Consider the following 18242-nt stretch of genomic DNA (forward strand, 5'->3'; position numbering starts at 1 on the left):
CTGCCCCAAAGCAAACTAATGTTGGGCCAACGGCAGAAACCACTGGACTGCAGATCGAGTCTGTTCCAGAAAAATTTTTTGATCGCCGTACGGATTCTGGTTCCTCAATCCTGTGAATCGGATTTAATTCAACTCTGCACAAAAACAAAGTCCAAATTCCTTACCCTCGCACTGATTTGAACCCCGCGGTATACCAGTGCATGACTCCACGGCTCAGGGAAGAAAGCAAGGAAGATTACAAGGAAGAAGGAAAAGAAGATAACAAGAAAGAAAGCAGGGAGGAAGGAAACGAAGATTACAGGGAAGAAAACAGGAAAGAGAGCGGAGAAGAAAAAAATCAGCCCTGCGGCTGATTTTTTTTGACTTATTTGAACTTGGTAACATCCAGCTTCATTTCGGTCAGAGCCTGCTCGACCGCAGTCTTGATTCCGGTGGAAGTCATGGTTGCACCTGAAACTGCGTCAACAGTTATCTTATTGGTTTCCATGATCTTGGCGGGAATGCTCTTCAGAGCCTCGCCAGCAACTTCTGGAGTCTCGTTGTTGGCAACAACCTCAACCTTTTCGATCTTATCTGCCGTAGCGGTGACTTTGACTTTCAGTCCGTCGTACATTCCCTTTACGGTAACTTCTTTGGTCTGGGGTCCGGCAGGAGTGGCCGGGCTGCAAGCGGTGAGCATTGCGCCGAGTAAAACTGCACTTATGATTTTCTTCATTATTAACCTCCGAACATTTGTTAAGGATAGCATGATTTTAACAATAAATGAGATTGAATGCAATTGAATTGAACGATACAATTACAGGATCTGTTGCGGTCTTAAGGAGAATTTCTCGGGAAATGGCGCACTGAGGGCTCCGAAGCAATATAGAAATGTTTTTCGCAAAACATTAAGTTTTGATGACGATAAATAACATAAAACTAATTCATAACTGTCCAGTATAATAGAGGACAGGAGTGATCAAATGATGAAAGTGGAAGTAAATTTAGGGGAATTGCCCCTTGCAACATACCGCTGGCAATACGAAGCGGGTCAGCCCAAGGCAGTGGTCCAGATTATCCACAGCATTTCAGAACATATGGGACGATACGAGGAACTGGCCTCATTTTTAAATGATTACGGCTATGAAGTCTGGGGTCATGACCATCCTGGTCACGGCAGCACCGGACCCAGTTTGGGAAGCGTGTCCGGCGATGCCATGAGTTTGCTGCTGGGCGGAATTCATGCAGTCCGGGAGGCAATTGCGAAGGAACTGCCGGATGTTCCGGTGATTTTACTGGGACATTCCATGGGATCTTTTCTTGCGCTGCGGGCGGCAGAACTGGATAAGACGCGCTGGGACGGACTGATTCTGTCCGGAACCAACGACCGCAATCCCATTCTTCTGGAGCGGGCGCACCTGGCTTCCAATACGCTGCTGAGCCACCTGAAGAAACGAAAAGGAGCCGAACGGGCTCTGTACCAGATGATTCTCAAAGGGTTTGCTTCGGGCATTCATCTGGCCCGAACCGACTGGCGGACCAGTGATCCCATCGAGGCGGCCCGGTATGAGGAAGATCCGCGGTGCGGTTTTCCGGTGGATCACGAATTCATGAAGAGCCTCGCTAAAGGACTTTCGGTCTGGTATCGCAAGGATGAGCTGGCCAGACTGTCAAAAAATCTGCCGATCCTTATTATTTCAGGTACACAGGACCGGATCGGTAACTTTGGCAAGGGAGCGGCCAAACTGGCCAGGTCCCTGAGCGGTGCCGGTCTGCCTTTAATCTATCTGCGCTTTTACGAAGGCGCCCGCCATGACCTGTTCTGGGAGATCACCCGGCAGGAAACGATGGTGGATCTGCTGGAATTTTTAAAGATTTCTACAAAGGAGCGGATGTAACATGTCGTTATCAGCCAGGGAGATCGCACAGGCCTTGCTCGACAGCATTGGCGGGAAACAGAATGTAACCGGTCTGAAGCGCTGCAGCACCAAGCTTCGGTTCACCCTGAAGAACGCATCTCTGGTGCGGGAAGAAAACATCAAGCGGCTTAACGGAATCATCGGTATCATAGAGGCCGACAATCTCTACTATATTATTCCGGAAGCCGGCCTGACTCTGAAAATCTACAATGAACTGGTACATATGGTTGACTCAACGTCGGCAACACAGGAAAAAACCAGATGGTTTGACCGGATCCGCAACCGCTTTCAAGGGGATCGCAAATAATCGGACTCGTTGATTTCAGGACTTGTACTTCTCTTCATTATTTTCATTGATCGAACAAAGTGAAACCTCCGATCCATGTGTGGACCGGAGGTTTTGTCATTCGATCTGTGCCAGAGAAGAGCCCATTCGAAGCAGGGTTTCAATGCCCAGTTCAGACTGCCGGAGCAGATCCTCGCGGATCTTCAGAGATCCCTGGGGCAGAGGCGGGATAATCAGCAGGATGGTGGATCCGCCGAATTCAAACCAGCCCTTTTCATCCCCTTTGGCAAAAGGACCCTCACCGTGGCTGTTGTGGATGGAGCCGACCGAGGTGGCACCCACTTCAATGAACAGGACGGTTCCGAAGCGGTCTGTTGCCAGTTTGGTCACCTGACGATGATTCTTCAGGTAGAGATGGGGAATCCTCGCCAGCGCCATCGGATTGACCGAATAGTACGCTCCCGGGAAGGTTCGGGATCCCAGATCGACCCCGGTGGTCGGGTAATGATACCGGTGATAATCCGTCGGATTGAGCCGGATCGTAAACAGGGTGCCGCCTCGCCAGGGAGAGGCATCCTCACCGATCAGTTCATCCATGGGATAGGTCATTCCCTTGATCTGCAGCAGCAACGACGGATCAAGGGCGGTTTCCACCCGGACCCGTCCATCAGCCGGGCAAATCAGGACATGGGGCGCCGGATCAAAGGGCCGGGTTCCCGGCTTGAGACGCCGGGCAAAAAAATCGTTGAAATGGCGAAACCCGTCCTGGGGGATCACTGCTTCATGGAGGTTGATGCCATACTGAGCAGCAAAACCTTCAATGGAAGATCTGGACCAGCGGCTGCTGCAGTAAGCTCCGGCGATGGTTTGGAACAGTTTTCGCTTGACCAGGGCTTCCAGGGTGAGGCGGCCGGAGCCGGTTGTGTAGAGGTATTTGAGAAACCCTTCCCCGGAGACCGCTTCCCTAAAGCAGGTTCCGCGGTCCGGATCAAAGACGCTCAGACTCATCGCCAGTTCCTCCCGGTTTTCGTTTTTTGCTCTGGAAGAATTCATCGAGCAGAGCTTCGGCTTCAGAGCGGTAATCCCACTTTACCCGCAGCTGGATATGGTTTAAGGGGTCATGGGTCAGATCCAGCACAGTACCCAGTGCCCCGGACTGGACTTCATGCAGTGCCACATGAACTTCCCGGATGCGCGACTGGGTAATCAGTGAGGCGCACATGGGACAGGGTTCCAGGGTTACATAGAGCACGCAGCCGTTCAGGCGCCAGTCGCCGATGCGGCGGGCAGCATCCTGGATGGCCAGCACCTCAGCATGGGCGCTGGGGTCCTTGCGCCCTTCTTTTTCGTTATGACCCCGTCCGATAACTGCCCCATCGCGGACAATGACACAGCCCACCGGGATTTCACCCTGCTCCAGCGCCAGTTGCGCCTGGGCCAGAGCCTCAGTCATGAATGACTGGTGGTCAGCATCGGTCAGTGTTTGATCTTTAGTTGATCCTGGTGTTTGGTTTGGTGTAGTCTTCATCCTCTGATTGAAAAAGGGACCGGCCGGTCCCCTTAATCCTTTGCTTTATTTTCCGTGGTCATTTCCGACAGGACTTTGATCCGTACGCGGTTGACCCGATTCTTTTCCGTTTCGGTGACGGTGAACTCCAGATTCTCCCAAGGGATGATCTGGCCTTCTTCGGGGAAGTTCCCCAGCAGTTCAATGATAAAGCCGCCAATCGTATCGACATCTTCCGATTCGATCTCAAAGCCCAGTTCATCATTAATATCGGTCAGTTTCATCATGCCGTCCATTTCATAGGCGGAATCACTGACTTTATCAATGGCGCTTTCCGGCTCATCGTCATACTCGTCGTCGATCTCCCCGACAATGGCTTCCAGGAAGTCCTCGATGGTGACGATGCCGACGGTTCCGCCGTATTCATCCAGAACCACCGCGATGTGGGTGCGCTCCCGCCGCATTTCGCGGAACAGTTCCTGCACCAGCTTGAATTCATAGGTGAAGAATGCCGGGCGGACATAGTCCAGCAGGGAAAACCCCGGACTGTTCTGAGTGAACATCAGGTCTTTCACGTTGAGAATGCCTACGATGTCGTCGGTGTTGTCCCGATACACCGGGATGCGGGAATATTTCTCCCGTCGGATGATATCCACCACTTCGTCGTAAGGCTTATCCAGATCCAGTGCCACCATGTCGTAGCGCTGAGTCATGATGTCGCTGACACGAAGGATCCCAAATTCCGTGACATTTTCGATGATCTCTTTTTCTTCCAGATCCAGCAGACCCTCTTCCACCGAGCCATCCACGATGTTCCTGAACTCTTCCTTTGTCATTCCCGTTTCCTCGGGCCGGCGCTTAATTCCAAACAGACGCAGGATTAAGCCTGAGATCCCATAGAAGATCACCACAAAGGGGCGCAGTATAAACAGGAAAACCTTCGTCAGCCCCATGGAGAATAACGAGACTTTCTCGGGATGCCGCCGGCCGATGGATTCAGGCAGGATTTCACCGATGATGAGAACCACCACTGTCATGACCGCAATGCCGATCAGCAGATCGTAGGTCGTGTGGCCAGTCGGTTTCTGACGGATAAACCATGCGGTGCCCAGTGCGGAGGCAGCAACATTGAAGATGGAATTCCCTACAATCATGGTCCGGTAAACACTTTCCTGGTCCTCCAGCAGAATGCTGAGCTTATCTGCTCCGCGGACTTCTTCGTCCACCAGATAACGCAGTTTTCCCTTGGACATGTTCAGAAAGGCGGTTTCAGCCAGTGAAATAAAGGCGGAAATAAGAATCAGTGCAAGTACAACAGCAAGCAGAATCGCTTGCCCCGAACTGCTGGGATCACCCAAAAATCATCAACTCCTGTTCAATCGTGTGAAAAATAAAATAAATACGTTATCATTATACCATATTTTGACAGCAGCTGATGAAATCCAACGGATTTGCAATGGCCAGAGCCTTGTTCTCCGATGGTGGGTATAACTCCCGCCATCACCATCGAAAATTAGGGCGATCCGATCGAAGGGCAGAGCCATCGCGACCCGACTTTTACAGTTTAAAAAGCACAGAGAGCAGCAAACTTAGTGTTTGCAAGGCTTCTGTCCTTTTATTAAGCTTTTGATGCTGTAGTGCTACAGCTGTATTTTTGCCCCTTCAGGAATCGCTTGAAAGCTTCCTGTCTGATTTCGACATCATACTTGTTGCTGGCAAAGGTCTTTTGAATTATCATATCGTCTTGAGCAATTTCATCCTCATCGGAAAATACCAATGTCTCAACGTTTTTGCCGTAAGGGTTTTCTCTTATACAAAACACTGACTTCCTCCGATGTCGTCCAGTTCAACGATACCGCCTTGTTTCACTTTACAGGTGGCAGCATTCAGCGCTCTGGCGATTCGTTCGACAGACAGTGCATCCTTCCCCATGGCATTCTGGATCACTCGAACCATTAGCAAAGCTACAAAACCGATCAGGAATTGTGCCTGGATATGCTCCTGTGTGTTGACATAGACTGATCGAGCTTCCAGATCAGATTTTATAATTGGAAATGACTCCTCGATCCGCCAAGGACCGCTGTAAACCTCTCGGATCATTGAAGCATCATAATCCATCTCGTTGGTGATTGCAGAGAAATATCCGTCAAATAGGGCATCATTCTCCGCTTTTTCGAATTTTACCGAACGGATCGTCTTCTTGGTTCCTTCCACTTCGTCTGTCTCGAGATCAACGATTTCCTCTAGAACGTATTCCTGAGCATCTTATTGATTCCAGAGGCATTGTTACTGCAGCTTTGAGCTGCTTTTTTCAAATTCTCTGCACGTTTTTTGACGGCCATATCCGCTCATTTTTGATCCAGTAGATCAGAACTTGCCGCTGGCGCAGTTCTTTCTATCCGTCCACTTTTTTGCTTGTGTACTCTTTTGTGAAAAGCTTGTATATGTAGGTTCTGTCTCGATTCCAAATATGCGCTTCCGGGTATGATTTCACAATCTTACTTAAAAAACAACAACTTTTTAGAGTTAACTCTGGCAGTAGTAGCTAACTTTCGTTTTTCTCTGGAATCCAATATTAAGTAAATTAAAGCAAATGTGTTTATGTGAGAAGAAATAAATGATCCGGATCCGCCATCGTTCCACGATGACATTAGTAGTACACTAAAAATAATAACTGTTAAAAAAGAGCGATAAATATCTTATTCATTTAATTTAACACGAAGAATCTTGCACATTATTCGTTTGATAATTTGCTGCAAAACTTCCCGAAATACTAATTCCTAATGGGTAGCTAACAGAAAAGTTAGGTTTATACCCATAATTTTTAACGTGAGCTTATAAAGCCATAGCTGAACAGCGGAAGCTCCCAATGGCCGGATCCTCCAGGTAGTTCAATTCGTCGAGTAAACTGCGCAGGTCTTCCATGGGACTCATCTTGGTATTCTCCTATCATTGCTTACTAAGTCTATCAAGTCCACTTTACAAGGCGATGAGGGGGTTGGCAATGTATAGGAACAGTTCGTTCACGTTACCGCAGCGTGCGATCAGTGTTAATTTCACTGAAGCGTTTCGATATTGCTTTGTTTGGAAGGCACAATGACAGAAGAGCTTTGGGATCTTTCAAAGTAATTATCATTTTTTTAAAATAATGCAGCCTTTAAATAATTCAAGGAAGGCTCTTTGTTGATCTTCGAGGGGAATGAAGGAATGCCTGGCGATAATGAATCAAGCCACCCGGTTGGGCAGGCGCAATGATATAATGAAGCAAAGACTGAATGGTCCATTCAGTTTGATCATTGCATTGCATAGAGAACAGACAGGGCGGGCTGCAATGGAATAATAATTTTAGCGGGAGTGAACAACATGATCATCATCATCAATGGACCTTCCGGTTCAGGGAAAACCACCTTGGGCAACTACTTTGGCGAACTGGGGCTGAAGGAAATTGTCTCCACCACGACTCGCCCCCCGCGGGAAGGCGAGATCGATGGGATCAGCTATTATTTTGTGACGGAAGAGGAATTTCTGGCAGCGGACCGCATTGAGGAATCCTTATATTCCGGTCATTATTACGGCGTAACCCGGGCAGAGGTAGAGGCGAAGGTCGGCGACGGGCAGAGTGCCTATGCCTCGCTGGATATCAACGGAGTCAAGCGTTTCAAGGAGCTGTATCCGGAAGACACCATTGTTCTTTATCTGAAGGTATCGCGTACTCTGATCAAGAAGCGGATGGCCCGGCGGGGCGATTCGGTGGAAAACATCCGGCGGCGGCTGGCTCACCACCGGCAGACCAGGGAGGATTTAAACCACCGGTTTGCCGACTATATTATCTACAACCACGGCAGTTTGAAGAATCTGAAAAACCAGGGATTGGAAGTGCTCAAGCGCGAAGGCATCCTTTAGACGTTTTCAAAAAAGGTTTCGTCACTAGGCAGTGGGAATTTCAATGAATAGCCATAGTTCCTTCACAGGCCATCCACCACATTCACACTTTTTCTCCGTATAATTTAGTTAAAGCTAAATAATTGAGAAAAGGAGTGATCCATTTGATGGAAAAGCAATACGGAATAACAATTGGATTATTCCTGATCTTTCTTTCGATTCTGTTGATTGAGATTGAGGACAAGCTCCGGAAACCGGAAATTGTCATTTATTTTATATCCGCCGTGCTGACGATTGGGGTCATATTACTGTTGTATTCCTTTGTCAAACGCAAGGATCGCAAAAAAAGACAGGAAAATTAGGGAATACAGGGACTCATCGATGGGCACGCGTGGAATATTTCGCGAAAACCGTTGGCGCATGGATGCCACGAACCAAGAAAATATGGATGACAGCAAATCAAAGCCCCATTCCAATCCAATATGCGATTTCTCAGAAAGCCCGCCGAGCCGTTGCGATGTTTCGTAACGGCCCGGTTTTTATGGTTGATTGGTTCTTGTGGAATGGTTGTCTTTTCAGGGTAGTTCGTGGATAATATGAGTGAAAAGAATGTCAACATGGTGCGGAATGAAACGAAAAACGGAGGCAGTACATGCATAAATTTTCTCAGATCCTCAAGGATGAACTTATTTGCGCTCTGGGGTGTACCGAGCCCATTGCTGTGGCATTGGCCAGTGCCAGGGCAAGGGCGGTGCTTGGATCCATACCGGCATCGGTAGATGCCTATTGCAGTGGAAATATTATTAAAAATGTTATGGGCGTCACAGTACCGAATTCCCAGGGAATGAAGGGGATTGATTCCGCGGTTGCTTTGGGAATCGTCGGCGGCAAAGCGGATCTGGGGCTCGAGGTTCTCTCAGGTGTAACCGAGACGGATCTGGAGACGGCTAGACAGCTCATCGCGGACAACGTCATCCGGGTGCATCTGAAGGAAGGCGTTCCCAACCTGAATATTGAGATCCATATGGAAGATGCCAGAGGCAATAAGGTGATTGTGGAGATTATGAACCAGCACAACAACATTGTCCGGATCTCCTTAAACGGTGAGGAATTCATGGAAGCCCAGGTGTTGGGCCGGGAATCGGAGAAGAATCTTTACGATGACCTGAGCATGAAGGCGATCCTGGATTATGCCGACACCGTGGGCCTGGAAGAAATCCGGACCGAGCTGGATAATCAGATGAAGCTTAACGCAGCCATTGCCCAGGCTGGCCTGACCCAGGATTTTGGATCATCCATCGGAAAGATTCTTCTGTCCGGAAACAATGACATCCGCACCCGGGCCCGGGCGAAAGCCGCTGCCGGATCCGATGCCAGAATGAGCGGCTGTGCCCTGCCGGTGGTCATCAATGCCGGTTCCGGCAACCAGGGCATCACTTGCTCGCTGCCCGTCATGGAATATGCCCGGGAAATGGGAGCGGATCAGGAAAAAACAATGCGGGCTCTGCTCGTGTCGAATTTAACGGCCCTCCATATCAAGCGCTACATCGGCCGACTGTCTGCCTTCTGCGGCGTGACCAGCGCGGGGGCCGCAGCAGGAGCCGGCATTGCTTATCTCCACGACTCGTCCAACCGGGATCTGATTTATCAGACGGTGGCCAACGCCCTGATGATCGATTCCGGCATGGTCTGTGATGGTGCCAAACCTTCCTGTGCCGCCAAGATCGCCTCGGCCGTGGATGCCGGCATTACCGGATTTGAGATGGCCAAAACCAATCGCAGCTTCAAAGCCGGCGAGGGACTCCTGAAAGAGGATATAGAAGAGACCATCCGGAGCATTGGCCGTTTTGCGGCCAAAGGTATGAAGCAGACGGATATTGAAGTGCTGAACATTATGCTGGATAAAACCGAGGATGTCTCATCAAAGGCTGAATAGAGTAAAAAATGAATCCTTCGTTCGGCGGCTGAACCGGACACAATGGGATCCAGCAGAATGACCTCCTCGGCGGTCATTCTGCTGGATCCCACTATTTTGCCACAATTTAGCCCAGGTTTGGCGATAGTATTCAGGATTCGGATGCCTCATAATGAAACCATAGAACAAAGGAACATTACCCCAATAACGACGGAATCAGATCTCATTCTGATCCAACACATAAACAAGGAGAAATGACAAATGAACAAAAGACAAATTGTTAGCTTCGTACTGGCCGCGGGATTGGTTGCAGGTGCTGGCTTTGGCCTCCGGGCCATGGCGGATGACACCAATACCCAACCATCCACTCAGCCATCGACTCAGACCGAGCAGACACCGTCCTCCCGATTCGGCAGAGGCTTCTTCGGTATGATGAAAGGCTTTGGCCGCATGGGCGGAGGCTGTTTCGGCGGAGGATTCGGCTTCAATTCCGATCTGACGGCAGAACAGCAAAAAGAATTGAATCTGCTCCGGGCAGAAGCGCAGAACATTAAGGTTGACTATCAGGCTCAGCTGAACACTTTGCATGAAGCGCTCAGAACCGCGATTGATGCCGGCAGCAAGACTGATGTTCTGGCTGCATGGGATTCCATCACCGGTGTGCATGAAGAGATCCAGACCAAGCTGGCTCCGACGCAGAAGAAGATCAAGGCCATTCTGGGAACGGAAGCCGATGACTGGAACCTGTTCGAAGGACGCTGGGAAGACAGCTGGATGGCGGAACAGATGGAAGACCTGAAGAATGCGCAGACGGATGAGGCAGCCAAGGCGATCCTTGATCAGCTGAAGACCGGCCAGGGGCGCGGCGGCATGATGTATAACAATCCGCAGGGCAATGGCCGTGGCAGAATGCCTGGATTGGGCGGACGGATGAATAATCGGGGCCGCGGCTTTCAGAACGGAACCGTGAATCCCGGAAGCAATAACGGAAATACCAATTCAAATGGAAATTCCAACCCTAACGGCAACTAAGTTAGCAACAGAAGCGATACACTGCGTACAACCGTAGACTGATGCCTGGGCCCCCAAGCCTGGAAAATCCGAAAATTCTTAAATTGACTCAATGCCCGAACGGATCCCCTCCCGTTCGGGCTTTCCTTGTGTCAGAAGATCAACCATGGGATCGGGCAGAGGACACATTGACAAAGCCTGGAGACAGGACAGTCTCCGGGTGGTGGGCTGCCGGGACCGACCAGTACAGTTTCTTGCGGGAGCCATTTTAAAACGGGCTTTGCACTGATACAATCACTGTAGATTTGTTATACAGGAGGTTATTTCACATGAAAGTCCAATCCGTTTCAAAGTTGACTCATTTAGGGCTGTTTGCTGCCCTGATTTTTGTAGCGACCTATCTGCTGAAGATTACCATGCCCATTGGCTACATCCATCTGGGGGATGGTATGATCCTGGCGGGTGCAACCCTGCTGGGTCCGGCCGCCTGGCTTCCGGCTGCCATCGGCTCTGCCATGGCGGATGTCATGCTGGCTTATACCAGCTATGCGCTGCCGACGTTTCTGATCAAGGGACTGGTGGGTTTTCTGGCCGGTTTGTTTCTGCAGAAAGTTCATCAGGTCAAGGGTGCGATCGGGATCTTTATCCTGGTGGAACTTCTCATGGTTGCCGGTTATTTTGTGACCGAAGCATTCATGTACGGGTTCAACGGAGCAATCCCCCAACTGCCTGCGAATCTGCTGCAGGGGGCGTCCGGCGTTGTCATCGGAGCGGTGCTTTTCCCATCCATCGTGCTGCTGCGTCAGCGGTACCAGTCTCGTCAGAGATAAAAATAAGCCTGCGATCGCGGATCGGCAGGCTTATTTTTATGCTTCGACGATATCTCAATGCAAACTCCAACTAGCAAAATTCGGGTTTCGCTCCAAGTTGTCAGAACAATTAGTTTTTAATTAATAACAAAAATAGAACGTTTTCAGGCAGGGATTCCGCATTTCCTGACCGATGACCCGATAAAATGAAATAATTACAAACAGGTTCCTTCATTTCGGGAAAGTGACTAAAAAAAACGGCGAAATTAGGCTATAATTAAAACGGTATCAGTACTTTTCACGTAAAAGTACTTTTTATTCATATAACAAAACTCGAACATGGAAGGAGAATGAATATGGAAAACAAGAGAATTTTTAATTTCTCAGCCGGCCCCTCTGAATTGCCCTTAGAGGTACTTGAAACTGCTGCCAAGGAAATGACCAACTATAACGCATCCGGAATGGGTGTCATGGAAATGTCACACCGCTCCAAGGTTTACGACCAGATTTTCAAGGAAACCGAAGCCAAATTCAGAAAAGTATTTGCTGTTCCGGACAATTATAAGGTATTGTTCCTGCAGGGCGGCGCTACGATGCAGTTTGCCCAGATTCCGATGAATCTTTTGACCAAGAACAAGAAGGCTGACTACATTGTCACCGGCTCTTTCTCAGGCAAAGCGAAGCAGGAAGCTGAAAAGTACGGGGAAATCAATGTAGCCTTCTCCGGCAAAGCCGAGGGCTTCATACGGATTCCGCGCCAGGAAGAACTCAAGCTGTCCCCGGATGCGGATTATGTTCACTACTGCGACAACAACACCATTTATGGAACCAAGTGGGATTATATTCCGGAAACCGGCAATGTACCGCTGGTTTGCGACATGTCATCCTGCATCCTGTCCGAGCCGGTCGATGTATCCAAATTCGGCCTGATTTATGCGGGCGCTCAGAAAAACATGGGACCTGCCGGATTGGCTGTTGTCATTATCCGCGAAGATCTGATCGGCGAACCTCAGCCAGGAACTCCCGTCATGCTTGAATACAAGACCATGGCAGAGAATGATTCCATGTACAACACCCCCAACACATGGGCGATCTATGTACTGGGACTGGTTCTTGACTGGGTGGAAGCCAATGGCGGAACCGCAGGCATGAATGAACTCGCTGTCAAGCGCAGCCAGATGATTTACGACTACATCGAACAGTCTGAAGGTTATTATAAGAACCCCAATGACGAGGCATCCAGATCCAAGATGAATGTCGTATTCCGTCTTCCCAATGAAGAGCTGGAGGCCAAGTTCGTCAAGGAATCGGCTGCTGCCGGTATGAGCAACCTCAAGGGTCACCGGTCTGCCGGCGGAATCCGCGCATCCATCTACAATGCCATGCCGGTGGAAGGTGTGGAATACCTGGTTGATTTCATGAAGAAATTCAAGGAAAACAATCCTGTCTAAGACTTGCCCCAAATAATACAGTAAAAACTGGAGGAAATTATAAATGATCAGAATCCTGGCAACGGACGGAATGGAAGCATCTGCCGTTGATAAACTGAAATCTCTTGGCTACGAAGTCATCGAAAAATTCTACGAACCGGAAGAGTTAAAGACTGCCGTGAAAGATGTCGATGTCATGGTCGTTCGTTCTGCCACAAAAGTGAAAAAGGACATCATTGACGCCGCGGCTGAAACCGGACGGCTCAAGCTGGTAATCCGCGGCGGTGTTGGAATTGACAACATCGACAAGCCCTACGCAGAAGAAAAGGGGATCAAAGTCACCAACACTCCGGCTGCCTCCTCCGCTTCTGTCGCGGAGCTGACCATCGGCCATATGTTCTCCATGGCCCGGTTCATTGGAATTGCCAACGCTACCATGCGCAATGGCGAGTGGAACAAGAAGAAATACGAAGGCATCGAGCTGGCTGGCAAGACCTTAGGTCTGATCGGTTTTGGCCGGATCGCCAAGGAAGTCGCAAAGCGCGCTGAAGTTCTGGGCATGAATGTTGTCTACAACAAGCGTTCAGGAGCAGAGGCAGAAGAAGAAACCGCTCGCTTTGTTGATCTGGAGACATTGATCAAGAATTCCGATTTCATTTCCCTGCATATCCCCAAGCAGAAAGACAAGGATTATCTCATCGGCAAGGATGAAATCGAAATGATGAAGGATGGCGTATTCCTGATCAACACCGCCAGAGGCGGACTCATTGACGAGGATGCCTTGGTTGAAGCGCTGGATTCCGGAAAAGTATCTGCCGCCGCTTTGGATGTTTTCAAGGAAGAACCGACCAAGAACGAAAAAATTACCAAGCATGCCAAAATCTCCATGACTCCCCACATCGGAGCAGCCACCAAGGAAGCTCAGACCAGAATCGGCGGAGAAATTGTTCAGATTATAGAAGACTTCTTTTCAAAAGAATAAGGGAGGAGTAATTAATGAAAGTAAGACCTTTTAAAGCGGTTCGTCCTTCCAAGGAGCGAGCTGACAAAGTGGCTGCACTTCCTTATGATGTCATGGATTCCGATGAAGCCCGTGAGATGGTAAAGGACAATCCTTACTCATTCCTGCATGTGGACAAAGCTGAAATTGACCTGCCGCGTGAGATGGATCAGTATGATGATCAGGTCTACGCCAAGGCAAAAGCCAACATCGACAAGTTCCTGGAAGAAGGAACCTTCATCCGGGATGGCAAGCCGAATTTCTATATCTATCGCCTGATCATGGGTGATATTGAGGAAACGGGAATTGTCGGAGCTGCTTCCGTGGATGACTACATGGAAGACCGGATCAAGAAGCATGAATTCACCCGGGAAGCCAAGGAAAGAGACCGGATCCGCCACGTGGATACCACCAACGCCAACACCGGACCCATCTTCCTGACTTACCCGGAGAAAGCAGAAATTTCCGCTCTGGTGAATGAATGGACCGCGAAAACTCCGGAATATGACTTCACAGCGGAAGACGGCGTTCGGCACACCGTTTGGGTTGTCGACGAAGACAGCGCCATCGAAACCATCCAGAAGGCCTTTGATGAAATTCCTGCCCTCTATATTGCTGACGGCCATCACCGGGCAGCTTCTGCCGTTAAAGTCGGCAAGATGAGACGGGATGCCAATCCAAGCTACACTGGCGAAGAAGAGTTCAACTACTTCCTTTCCGTCATATTCCCGTCCAACCAGCTGAAAATCATGGATTACAACCGGATTCTCAAGGACCTGAACGGAATGACCGAAGAAGAACTTCTGGCCAAGCTGTCTGAAAAGTTTGAAGTGGAAGAATATAAGGGAGAAGGCCAGTACCGCCCCGAAAAGAAACACACCTACGGACTGTATCTTCCCGGCAAATGGTACAAGCTCACCGCGAAACCCGAGATTCTGCAGGACACTGATGTTCTGAAATCCCTCGATGTTTCCGTTCTGTCTGAGAATGTACTCGCTCCGATTTTTGACATCAAGGATCAGCGGACTTCAGAGCGCATCGACTTCGTCGGAGGAATCCGCGGACTGGGCGAGCTGGAAAAACGCGTGAACGAAGACGGCTTCGCCGCTGCCATCGCGCTGTATCCAACCGATATCGAAGACCTGATGAAGATCGCCGATTCCGGACGGGTCATGCCGCCAAAATCCACCTGGTTTGAACCTAAGCTCCGCTCCGGACTGTTCCTGCACGAACTGGACTAGACCGGTAAATTAATAAACAGCAAAGCAGACTCCATTGTGATGACCGGAGTCTGCTTTTTTAGATTTTGTAAATTACGATTTCCGGCTCAGGCTTCAAAAAAATGAAAAAACTGAGTTGAAAGGATTGACTATGACGTTAGGTAATAGTTTAATGTGATAAATGAAGTCAACCGAAACAAAGGGAAAGGAAGAGCGGCTTGGAATTGAAAATCAACGAAATGTCTCGTCTGGCAGGTGTCAGCGTACGGACGCTCCAATACTATGACCGGATCGGACTATTGCCTGCGGCAAAGCATCCAGGGAACGGGTATCGGATCTATACGGCGCAAACCATCGACCGTCTGCAGGAAATCCTCCTGTTCCGCTCCCTCGGTTTCGAGCTGAAGGAAATCGGAACCATGATCGGGGCATCGGCTTATCAGCGTCTAGATGCCCTGAAATTGCAGCGACAGCTGACCAGCCGGCGAATGGATGAGCTGGTTCAGCTGCTGAAGACCATTGATTCATCCATTGAGGAACTGGAGGAGGGAATAACCATGAAAAAGGAAGACAAATTCAAAGGAATGAATTTCAGAAACAATCGCTATGAGGAAGAGGCCCGGGAGAAATGGGGCAATGAGAAAGTAGACGAGGCCAATGCCAGAATCGGAGCAAAGACGGACGCCCAGTTGGGAACAATGCAGGATCAGATGAATGAAATGTTCGCCGGCTTCGCGCAGCTTCGGCACAGCGATCCGACCGGAGAGGAGGCAGTTCGATTGACGGAGCGATTCTATCACTTCCTTAACAAGGAAATTGGCAGTTTCTATAATAAAGAAGTATTCAAGGGTCTTGGTCAGATGTATATTGACGATGAACGCTTTACCCGAAACCTGGATCTTTGGGGAGAAGGGACAGCCAGGTTTATGCGTGACGCCATGGCAAACTATTCCGATCATTACCTCAAATAGGCTTATATAAACAGCAGCCTGAAGCATCAACCCAGAAGCGGCGATACAGAGAGATCAACCCGGAATCATCAACCCGGAATCATCAACCCAGAAGCATCAACCCAGAAATACCAATAGTCCAATATCACGACAGAAGGTTCAAACTATAATGAACCATCAAAACAAGTCCAATCCGCTGTTACGGATCGGACTTGTTTTGATTTCCGTCAGGCAGTTCATGCGACGGTGTGTTATGCAAAAAAACCACAAACCTGGTTAGTTAAGGCGAAACCCAAATCAGTCAGAGGAATCACATTAGCCAGGGTCAATCAATCCTAGCCAGGGTCAATCATGGAAGATCGTATTAATCATGGTAATTCCGGGCAAAGAAATGAACGAGAGCGGGGTGCTCTCGTTCATTTGCTGCAGTCGGTGCGGAGATCAGCATGGTTCGAATTAAGGATTCGGCTCTGAATCATCCTCTTCATTGGGGTCTGATTCAGAATTTTCTTCCTCCGTGAGGGGGAGATCTTCAAATGTTTCCTCGGGCAATTCAAACTCTTTGCCTGGCTCATAGTTAAAGTCCTCATCTCTCATCAGCTCGGAGACGTTCTTGATCAGATTAAGCAGGTGGGAGGAATGGAACATGATCTGTTCCAGATCCTCTTCGCTGTATTCGCTGAACAGATCTTCGACGATGTGGGTATTGGCCGCCTTCAAATTCTCATAGAAGTGTTTGCCGGAGGCGGTCAGGTGGAGTCGAATCACACGCCGATCCTTCTCATCCCGGGTCCGTTTCAGATAGCCTTTCTTGATCAGGGCATCCAGGATCGGAGTCATATTCGGTTTGGAAATCTTCAGATATTTGGCAACGTCAGTTACTGAGGAATTGTCTCGCCGTCTCAGATAGAACAGGACCGAAAATTGTGCAGGGGTCAGGTGGATCGCCTTGGAAATCACCAGGGGATTGAAAATTTTCTTGTGCAGGATGATCATCAGATCATACAGGTAGGAGGTAACTTGGGGATAGTTCTTGCTCATATTTTCCACACTCCTCGGTTAAGAGACTGTTTGGAACCATCCGATGCAGCCTCTTGATTCATGAGTATTCATATCATTGTTTTGTTATATATATCATACTCAATTCAAAAGAGAAAAACAAAAGAAGTTTCGTGAACAGTATTAAAATAATATATGTTATACCACGTGAAACGGCGGATTGACGCCAAAAGGCGAGAAGTCTGAATATTCATTTTTGGGCCACGTAAGACTGATTTTTGGCAGCGGTTCAAACCGGCAGACAGCGATCTGTCCGCCAGGCTTTTTCCGGCAGAATGCAATGTTGGATTGATTTCGAGGGTGACGGCAGGTAAACTGAAGGTAGACTGCATCGAAAGTGAGAGAAAGAACATGCGCCAATCGGGCTTCTTTAAGAATCAAATCAGAATGACTGGGACCATTGTCCTGATCACGGCAATGGTCAGCCTGACCGGATGTCAGGGCGGACCATTAAGCATCGTTCCCGGTACCGGTCAGGCCACGACGGCCGGATCCCAGCCGTCAAACGCTTCCCAGGCGGGTCCTTCCAATACTTCGCAGGGAAGTTCCCAATCTTCTAACACCTCGGTTCCGGCTCCGCCTTCTCATGCCGCTCAGGCACTGTCCAAATACCAGGCAGCCCGACAGGGACTGCGCAGCGAACGGATCACCCAATTATGGTCGGTGGAGAGCAATTATCCGATGAAAACCGGAAAGATCACCTTTGCGGCAAATTATGATCTGAATGGTAAAGTACAGACCGCCATGGGCAGCCGGGAAGAATCAGAAGGGGTGGATACCTCAATAACGACCTGGTATCGCACAGAGAGTGAGTATACGGTCGACCACAAGGGTACCGTGACCACATACTCCCTGGCCCAGGTTAAGGAAGCACCGATCTTCGATCTGGACGCCTTGCTCACCCGGCTGCTGGAGACATATTCGGCCAGCCTGGAGGACGGCACTTACTATGTCAAGCTGGCAACCCAGGATTCCGGTCTGATCCGAAATATTATGGAAGATCTCGGGTATCGCAAGACCGAGGAAGATGCCTATGAGGGCAATCTGTATCTGGAAGCCATGATCAACGAGCGGACAGGCTATCTGGACACTCTGAATTACACTTTCAAGCACCGGATCGCCGGCTACACCGATAATGGGTCGATTTCAACCAGTGACCAGAACCTGCCGGTCGACGTTTCAGTTCCAAAGACTCCGGGCCAGACCAAACCCGGCTCCGGAACCAGCCAGCCGTAATGGTCGAATCCCGGTGCTGATGCCGCAGTTCACCATCAG

18 protein-coding genes are annotated in these 18242 nt (G+C 49.4%); 12 read left to right on the plus strand and 6 right to left on the minus strand.

Going from position 1 to position 18242, the window contains the following annotated elements:
- Window positions 1-364: 364 nt before the first annotated feature.
- The gene (locus P6M73_RS01140; protein ID WP_277854346.1) at window positions 365-715 is read right to left on the minus strand and encodes an FMN-binding protein; all 351 of its coding nucleotides are present in this window, start codon (window positions 713-715) and stop codon (window positions 365-367) included.
- 247 nt (window positions 716-962) lie between these two features.
- Here P6M73_RS01140 and P6M73_RS01145 point away from each other — a divergent pair, with 247 nt between their 5' ends.
- Both P6M73_RS01145 and P6M73_RS01150 read left to right on the plus strand, forming a co-directional pair.
- Window positions 963-1877 carry an alpha/beta fold hydrolase gene (locus tag P6M73_RS01145; protein WP_277854347.1) on the plus strand — a complete coding sequence of 305 codons (915 nt, stop codon included), beginning with the start codon at window positions 963-965 and terminating at the stop codon, window positions 1875-1877.
- 1 nt (window position 1878) lies between these two features.
- On the plus strand, window positions 1879-2205 hold the full coding sequence (locus tag P6M73_RS01150; protein WP_277854348.1) for a PTS transporter subunit EIIB: 327 nt from the start codon (window positions 1879-1881) through the stop codon (window positions 2203-2205).
- A gap of 96 nt (window positions 2206-2301) precedes the next feature.
- Here the strand turns inward: P6M73_RS01150 and asd are convergent, their stop codons facing one another.
- The 4 genes from asd to P6M73_RS01170 all read right to left on the minus strand — a co-directional run bounded on the left by asd (window position 2302) and on the right by P6M73_RS01170 (window position 5905).
- Complete coding sequence (gene asd / locus P6M73_RS01155; protein WP_277854349.1) at window positions 2302-3192, minus strand: archaetidylserine decarboxylase; 891 nt, start codon at window positions 3190-3192, stop codon at window positions 2302-2304.
- On the minus strand, window positions 3173-3712 hold the full coding sequence (locus tag P6M73_RS01160; RefSeq protein WP_277854350.1) for a nucleoside deaminase: 540 nt from the start codon (window positions 3710-3712) through the stop codon (window positions 3173-3175). Before P6M73_RS01160 ends, asd begins: the two co-directional genes overlap by 20 nt.
- Before the next feature lie 32 nt (window positions 3713-3744).
- On the minus strand, window positions 3745-5049 hold the full coding sequence (locus P6M73_RS01165; RefSeq protein ID WP_277854351.1) for a hemolysin family protein: 1305 nt from the start codon (window positions 5047-5049) through the stop codon (window positions 3745-3747).
- Window positions 5050-5500: 451 nt separating this feature from the next.
- A complete protein-coding gene (locus P6M73_RS01170) occupies window positions 5501-5905 on the minus strand; it encodes a transposase (RefSeq protein WP_277854352.1) in 405 nt (134 codons plus the stop codon).
- A 1149-nt stretch (window positions 5906-7054) separates the two neighbouring features.
- Between P6M73_RS01170 and P6M73_RS01175 the strand changes: the two genes are divergently transcribed.
- The 9 genes from P6M73_RS01175 to P6M73_RS01215 all read left to right on the plus strand — a co-directional run bounded on the left by P6M73_RS01175 (window position 7055) and on the right by P6M73_RS01215 (window position 15929).
- Window positions 7055-7594, plus strand: coding sequence for a guanylate kinase (locus P6M73_RS01175; protein ID WP_277854353.1), 540 nt, complete (start codon window positions 7055-7057; stop codon window positions 7592-7594).
- Between the two features lie 146 nt (window positions 7595-7740).
- The gene (locus P6M73_RS01180) at window positions 7741-7935 is read left to right on the plus strand and encodes a hypothetical protein (RefSeq protein WP_277854354.1); all 195 of its coding nucleotides are present in this window, start codon (window positions 7741-7743) and stop codon (window positions 7933-7935) included.
- 290 nt (window positions 7936-8225) lie between these two features.
- Window positions 8226-9509 (plus strand): L-cysteine desulfidase family protein, encoded by a 1284-nt coding sequence (locus P6M73_RS01185; RefSeq protein WP_277854355.1) that lies wholly within the window; start codon window positions 8226-8228, stop codon window positions 9507-9509.
- Window positions 9510-9749: 240 nt separating this feature from the next.
- A complete protein-coding gene (locus P6M73_RS01190; RefSeq protein ID WP_277854356.1) occupies window positions 9750-10520 on the plus strand; it encodes a hypothetical protein in 771 nt (256 codons plus the stop codon).
- Between the two features lie 308 nt (window positions 10521-10828).
- Window positions 10829-11329: an ECF transporter S component gene (locus P6M73_RS01195; RefSeq protein WP_277854357.1), complete on the plus strand. Its 501-nt coding sequence runs from the start codon at window positions 10829-10831 to the stop codon at window positions 11327-11329.
- A 335-nt stretch (window positions 11330-11664) separates the two neighbouring features.
- Window positions 11665-12759 (plus strand): 3-phosphoserine/phosphohydroxythreonine transaminase, encoded by a 1095-nt coding sequence (gene serC, locus P6M73_RS01200; protein ID WP_277854358.1) that lies wholly within the window; start codon window positions 11665-11667, stop codon window positions 12757-12759.
- A 43-nt stretch (window positions 12760-12802) separates the two neighbouring features.
- Window positions 12803-13720, plus strand: coding sequence for a D-2-hydroxyacid dehydrogenase (locus tag P6M73_RS01205; RefSeq protein WP_277854359.1), 918 nt, complete (start codon window positions 12803-12805; stop codon window positions 13718-13720).
- Between the two features lie 14 nt (window positions 13721-13734).
- Window positions 13735-14979 carry a DUF1015 domain-containing protein gene (locus P6M73_RS01210; RefSeq protein ID WP_277854360.1) on the plus strand — a complete coding sequence of 415 codons (1245 nt, stop codon included), beginning with the start codon at window positions 13735-13737 and terminating at the stop codon, window positions 14977-14979.
- A gap of 197 nt (window positions 14980-15176) precedes the next feature.
- Window positions 15177-15929 carry a MerR family transcriptional regulator gene (locus P6M73_RS01215; protein WP_277854361.1) on the plus strand — a complete coding sequence of 251 codons (753 nt, stop codon included), beginning with the start codon at window positions 15177-15179 and terminating at the stop codon, window positions 15927-15929.
- 435 nt (window positions 15930-16364) lie between these two features.
- Here P6M73_RS01215 and P6M73_RS01220 read toward each other — a convergent pair whose 3' ends face one another.
- Window positions 16365-16949, minus strand: coding sequence for a MarR family winged helix-turn-helix transcriptional regulator (locus P6M73_RS01220; protein ID WP_277854362.1), 585 nt, complete (start codon window positions 16947-16949; stop codon window positions 16365-16367).
- A 369-nt stretch (window positions 16950-17318) separates the two neighbouring features.
- On the opposite strand from P6M73_RS01220, the gene P6M73_RS01225 reads away from it, so the two are divergent.
- A complete protein-coding gene (locus P6M73_RS01225) occupies window positions 17319-18203 on the plus strand; it encodes a hypothetical protein (protein WP_277854363.1) in 885 nt (294 codons plus the stop codon).
- Window positions 18204-18242 lie beyond the last annotated feature (39 nt).

This window comes from Anaerococcoides asporogena (genome assembly GCF_029590275.1).
GTDB lineage: Bacteria > Bacillota > Clostridia > Clostridiales > Clostridiaceae > JG1575.